Annotated in this window: 6 protein-coding genes; 5 read left to right on the top strand and 1 reads right to left on the bottom strand. The window is 57.2% G+C overall.

The features are described 5' to 3' along the window. Positions 1 to 770, top strand: a 770-nt coding sequence (locus NKJ06_RS33980) for a hydantoinase/oxoprolinase family protein (protein WP_352812295.1), incomplete at its 5' end; no start/stop codon positions are given. 74 nt (positions 771 to 844) lie between these two features. Here NKJ06_RS33980 and NKJ06_RS33975 read toward each other — a convergent pair. Next, entirely contained in the window at positions 845 to 1,042 is a 198-nt protein-coding gene (locus tag NKJ06_RS33975; RefSeq protein WP_352812292.1) for a hypothetical protein, read from the bottom strand. 593 nt (positions 1,043 to 1,635) lie between these two features. On the opposite strand from NKJ06_RS33975, the gene NKJ06_RS33970 reads away from it, so the two are divergent. The 4 genes from NKJ06_RS33970 to NKJ06_RS33955 all read left to right on the top strand — a co-directional run. After that, the gene (locus NKJ06_RS33970; protein ID WP_352812291.1) at positions 1,636 to 2,778 is read left to right on the top strand and encodes a serine hydrolase domain-containing protein; all 1,143 of its coding nucleotides are present in this window, start codon (positions 1,636 to 1,638) and stop codon (positions 2,776 to 2,778) included. A 67-nt stretch (positions 2,779 to 2,845) separates the two neighbouring features. Beyond that, positions 2,846 to 4,393: an ABC transporter substrate-binding protein gene (locus NKJ06_RS33965; protein WP_352812288.1), complete on the top strand. Its 1,548-nt coding sequence runs from the start codon at positions 2,846 to 2,848 to the stop codon at positions 4,391 to 4,393. Positions 4,394 to 4,435: 42 nt separating this feature from the next. Continuing rightward, on the top strand, positions 4,436 to 5,452 hold the full coding sequence (locus NKJ06_RS33960) for an ABC transporter permease (protein WP_352812286.1): 1,017 nt from the start codon (positions 4,436 to 4,438) through the stop codon (positions 5,450 to 5,452). Beyond that, on the top strand, positions 5,452 to 5,896 hold a 445-nt coding region (locus NKJ06_RS33955), incomplete at its 3' end, for an ABC transporter permease (RefSeq protein WP_502905672.1). The genes NKJ06_RS33960 and NKJ06_RS33955, both read left to right, overlap by 1 nt.

The raw sequence follows: 5,896 nt of genomic DNA, 5'->3' as shown, positions 1-5,896 counted from the left end.
CTATCCGCAGGATTACCGTCGAACAGGGCATCGAACCGCGGGATTTCTCTATCGTCGCGTTTGGTGGCGCCGGCGCTATGCACGCGGCCTTTCTCGCAGAGGCCTTGGAAATCACTGACGTCGTAGTGCCGCCGCACGCGGGCGTATTCTCCGCCTGGGGGATGTTGCATTCGCCCATGCGCCACGATATCGCGGTTCCATTCAACAAATTCATAAAGGATGTCGAGGAATGTGAGATTTCTCGCAGATTCGAAGAACAGTCAGAGCTTGCAAAAGCTCATTTGGACGCGGAAACAGGCGGTAAGGCCGACATACGCTACCAATACCTTCTCGATCTGCGATACGATGGACAGGAGTATACTGTCACTGTGGAACTCCCGCAAAATAGGACGTCGGTTCACCAAATTTCCGAGATTTTCCATCAAGCCTATAAACAGCGTTACGGTCATTCCCATCCTGATGCGTCGATAGAGATCGTCGCATTGCGCTTGGTCGCGACCGCTCCCATGGGAAATGGCGTTGCCGCGGATACATTCAGCACGCGAACGACAGAACTGAAGTTCACAGAACGCGATGTGATGTTCGGCGGCAAGTGGCTGAAAACGCGCGTCTTCAACAGCGAAGACTTGTACCAAGGTGACGAGCTGGATGGTCCGCTTATTGTCGACGCCGGTCTTTCCACCACTGTCGTTCCTCCCGGATCGCGTCTCGCTATCGAGGCCAAAGGGATTATACGCATCGTCGTAGGGCGACAAAAAAGTAAATTTTGAATTCCATGTTTGAAATTGCTCATAAACGACTGATACCCACCGCAGAGGTCCGTTGTTTGCGCTGAAGCAAGAAACTAGATTTGACGCCCCGCGAGCAAAGCCCTCGGCAGGCACTGAACGTCCTGCTTGTCCATTGCGTTGTCGAGATCGGCCTGACTCTTGGCCAGGCCGGTCTCGATCTCATCCGCCAGCTCATCAACATTCGTCGCGGGATAGCGTCGGCCGCCACCATTTCGCGACTGACCGTGGAAAGGGAACGGCGCCAGAGCCAAGCGTAACCGCCCGGTTGTCACCGCCTGCCGGCTATCGTCGTGATGGCTCACGTGTTTAGCGACGTCGTTTGCGAAGCAGCTTTACTTCGACAGCGGCGTGAATGCCCTCGTTGGGGCGTGCCGTGGTGATGAGGGTGAGCATAACGGCGGCGCGGTCGGCGACACGCTGGGAACCGGCGAAGGTCCAGTCGCGCCTTCCCGGCCGTTCCCCATATCAGTTTCGAAGTGGCCACCGAAGATTTGATATTAGCCGGTTCCGCGACCACCGCTAAGCTAAGAAAAAATGGATCTATGGATGGATCTAGAGCGGGGGACAAAATCAATCACGGATGTAGTTACGTGATTGAGACCAATATCTGCAAGGCACGAACGGCGTGGTCGCGAATCCTTCATCTAAATGGATGTGCTGAATGGATGCGGTGGCTTTGCCGACGCTGGCCATCACGTGCACAAGTCGGAGATATCCATGGAAGTAAGACGTCGGTCGCAGCGGAAAGCGTAACGGTTGTGAGATGCCGACCGCAACACGCCCGCACTATGATTGCCGAGGCGTGAATCTCACAAACGAACCCTATTTTGGAAAGACCCGCCGCATGACGGTCCCATCAATCGCCAATCCTGACCTCGCTCCATTGTTCCACAACTATCCGCGCTGGGACCTACCCGACTACCGCCGGCACGGCTTCCACAATTTCCACACCACGATGCGCTACGCGATGTCGCTACGCGCCCCCCGCGTCCTGCCGCTCAGGAAGCAGATCAACTGGACCATCGGGGACCGACCCGAAGTCGCACGGTTCCTCGCCATGCCGCATTTCTCGGCCTTCGTCGTGGTGCGCGACGAGCGCATCCTCTACGAGCGCTATGCGCCGGACTTCGGGCCTGACAGGTGCCATCCCATCATGTCTATCACCAAGACGACACTCAACCTGATGCTCGGCCGCGCGGTGGCCGACGGTCTTGTCAACCTCGACGACCAGGTACGCACCTATCTGCCGGAGATCGGGACGGGCTACGCCGAGGCGACCATCAAGGCCGTCGCCGACATGAACATCGCCAACGACTACACCGAGGACTACAGCGACCCGAGTGCGACGGTCCACCATTGTGATGCCGCCAACGGCTGTAGCCTGCCCCCGGAGGGTCAGAAGGAGGAGACGACCCGCTCCGTCATCTGCGGCATCACCGGTGGCGACCTGGCGAATCGCACCGGCCACGCCCTTTACAAGACGACGAACAGCGATGTCATCGGCTGGATTATCGAGCGCGCCAGCGGCCGGGCGCTGCGCGATTGGCTGATCGAGATCGTCGAAGCGGCCGGCATCGAGGGATGCTTCCACATCACCTGCGACCGCGAGGGTGTGCCGCTGCTCAGCGGTGGCGCCTGCCTCTCAGCCCGCGATCTCGCGCGCTATGGCCTTCTGTTCGCGCGCAGCGGCGAGGGCATCGACGGCAGCCGGGTGGGCGATGCCGCTTTCATCCAAGAGACGCGCCGCAATCCCGGCCCTCCCATGCCGAAGCCGCGCGACTGGATGCGCTATAGCCGCCAGCTGACGACCGACGGCACCTGGCTCGGCCACGGCGGCTACGGCGGTCAGTACATGCTCGCAAATCCTGACACCGGCATCGTCGTCATCTACTTCAGCGTGCTCGAGAACACGGGCGACCCCGACCCCGATCCCAACTTCCAAGGCCCTCTGGTGAAGATGATGGCAAAACTCGCCGCGGAGGTTTGAGCGGGTTGTCGGCCTGCTGGAGCATTCACTAAGAAACGAAACCAAGCAAAGGGGAAATACAATGATAATGAATCGACGTGATATTCTCAAGGGTGCCGCAGGTTCGTCGGTTGCCTTTGCTGGACTGAGCTGGTCCAGCCTGCAGGCGATCGCGCAGGAGACAAAGACGAACACGCTGACTTGGATTTGGGACATAGCGTACCAGAACATGAACCCAGCCATTGCCAATGCGGCCGAATTCTATGTGCTAGGCAGCGTTTACGAGACCCTCTTTGCCTACAAGGACGGCAAGGTCCTGCCGAAACTGGCGACCACTTGGGAGGGCGCAGAGGGCGGCAAGACCTGGACCGTCAAATTGCGCGAAGGGGTAACGTTTCACGACGGCTCGCCGCTGAATTCGGCGGCGGTCAAGAAGTCGTTCGAATATACGCGTGATCTTGGGAAGGGCTTCAGCTACCTAATTCCTGGTCTGGAATATGTAGACACGCCGGACGAACATACCGTCGTCTTCCTTTTCAAGGACGTCATCGCCTTCGATCTCGTGGCGAGTGGATTTGGTTTCGTGATCGGCCCGGCAGGCATCGACAAGGGCGACGAATGGCTGAACCAGGGCAATGCGATCGGCACTGGGCCCTACAAGTTGAAAGAGTTCCAGCAGGGAAAGCTAATCGTCCTCGACAAATTCGAAGACTACTGGGGCGGATGGAAAAGCGGCCAGATCGACCGTGTCCTTCATCCCTATGTGGGCGAAGTGTCGACGCGCATTCAGATGATCCGCTCTGGCGAAGCAAACATTTGCCCTCGCATTCCCGCTACGCAGATCGAGAGCCTCAGGGCTGAGCCCAATGTTTCCGTCGCGGATATTCCTAGCTGGCGCACACAATTCTATATGATTAACACCCAAAAATATCCCACAGACAATCTGAAATTCCGACAAGCTCTGTTGTCCCTTTGGGATCACGAGTCGGTATTGAAGGACGTCTTTCATGGCATCGCCAAAAAGCCGGTGGGTCCCGTCGTATCGACTTTGTGGGGTCACGGAACATACGACGTGGGCACATATGACCCACAAAAGGCGCTGTCACTCCTTGAAGAATCGGGCGTTCCTAAGAAGGATTGGAAGATAAAGGCGCTGTACTACGCCGGCAATCAAGAGCAGATTGATGCAATAGAGCTGTTCCGCGCCAACGCCGAGGCTGTCGGACTTGATGTCGAGCTTGAGCTTGAGGCGGTTGCCACCAGCTACAACACCAAGGCGCGGTCTCCTGAAACCACCGGTCACCTGAACGCGATGGTATGTTGGCCAAGTTATCCCTCTCCACAGGACTTTTTGGGAATGTTTAAGAGCGAAGAGAAACCCGTCTGGAACTTCTCCTATTACCACGATGAAAAGTACGACCGCCTGGTAGGCGAGGGCTTCAAATTGGAAGGTGTCGACAAAGACGCTGCGGCTAAGGCCTATATCGCCGCCCAGGATAGGGTGATGCAGAACGCCGTCGCCATCTTCTATGCCGATGTTGACCGGGTCATCGCCTATTCCTCCGATATCAAAGGAATGGAACAAGCCAACAATCCCGCCTACGAATGGATCTCCCTCTACAGCCTGAGCAGATAGGCGGCCTTGCTAGGCGGAAAGTAGCGGGAGGATATCACGGCTATGGCAGTGCACTTGGTTCAGCGACTATTGATGATCGTTGGCGTCGTACTTGGCGTCGTCACTATAATGTTCATCCTGAGCCGAGTGCTCGCCCCCTCACCGGCGGAGTTGATGCTGGGGCAGCGGCCCTCCGCTGAGATGACCGCCAAGATGAATGACGAACTCGGACTCAATCGGCCGCTCGCGGTTCAATATCTGGGTTTCATTGGCAATGTGCTGCGTGGAGAATTGGGCAATAGCCTGCTCACCGGACGGCCCGTGCTGTCGGAGGTACGCGAGCGGTTAGGCGCGACGTTCGAACTCACTACATTGGCGATGGTACTCGTTCTGCTGATGGGCGTTCCGATCGGAATTCTTTCCGCTGTAAGGCAGAACTCGATCATCGACAATGTGGTCCGGACGGTCTCGGTTGCGGGCGTCGCGATCCCCTCGTTCATCCTGGCGATGTCACTGCAGCTCCTCTTTTACGGCGCGCTCGGATGGCTGCCGCTCCAAGGTCGGGTGGATACTTCGATCCTTTTGAATAACCCGATCAGGCCGATCACCGGCCTGTTCCTTATCGATGCCCCTCTTACCGGCAATTGGGAGGGTTTCACGAGCGCTCTAGCACACATAGCCCTACCACTTCTCACCTTGACCATCCTGCTACTTGCTACCGTGACACGCATCACGCGCAACATGATGATTGAGGTTCTGAAGGAGGAATATATTCGGACGGCGTTCGCCTATGGTCTGCCGAAGTCCATGATCTATTATCGATATGCGTTGAAGGCCACCCTCATACCGATTCTGACGGTCGTTGGATTGACCTATGGCTACCTTCTGGGCGGTGCCGTTGTTGTCGAGTCTGTCTTCGACTGGCCAGGTCTGGGTGCCTTTGTGGTTTCATCGATCGCGCAGAACGATTACCCGGCCTCGCTCGGCGCCACGCTCTTTCTTGCCGGCACATACCTCCTGGTCAATCTGATCGTCGACCTTCTGTATGCGGTCGTCGATCCCCGGCTCAGAACAGCGTAATGGAGATGATGATGCGACCCGATGTCATCGAGTGGCCCGGCCGGCTAATCGGTGCAAGAGCATTCTTCGGACAGCACCGGCTGTTTGTTTTTGGCGCGGCCATTCTCTTGGTGATGGTGTCAGGAGCCATGCTGGCCACCTGGATTGCGCCCTATGAGCCGACCAAAATCATGATGTCCGAGCGGCTTTCACCACCTGGCGCCGAGCATCTGATGGGCACGGATCGCTTCGGCAGGGACATTTTCGCCAGGGTGCTTCATGGAGGAAGGATATCGCTGCTCGTTGGCCTTTGTGTTGTCCTTCTATCCTTAGTCATCGGCGTTCCCATCGGACTTGTGGCAGGGTATTTCGGAGGCAGGACCGACCTTCTTTTGATGCGTGTAGCAGATGTCTTCTTGGCTTTTCCGCCGCTGCTTCTGCCGATCGCCATCATTGCTGCACTTG

Origin of the sequence: Mesorhizobium sp. M0293 (genome assembly GCF_040321735.1) — a bacterium.
Taxonomy (GTDB): domain Bacteria; phylum Pseudomonadota; class Alphaproteobacteria; order Rhizobiales; family Rhizobiaceae; genus Mesorhizobium.
Note: the sequence above shows the minus strand (reverse complement) of the source record. Positions and strands in the feature narration are given on the sequence as shown.

Bases quoted from the DNA above. Each gene is read 5' to 3' on its own strand.
- NKJ06_RS33970 (WP_352812291.1), top strand. From the start codon at position 1,636: ATGACGGTCCCATCAATCGCCAATCCTGACCTCGCTCCATTGTTCCAC.
- NKJ06_RS33965 (WP_352812288.1), top strand. From the start codon at position 2,846: ATGAATCGACGTGATATTCTCAAGGGTGCCGCAGGTTCGTCGGTTGCC.
- NKJ06_RS33960 (WP_352812286.1), top strand. From the start codon at position 4,436: ATGGCAGTGCACTTGGTTCAGCGACTATTGATGATCGTTGGCGTCGTA.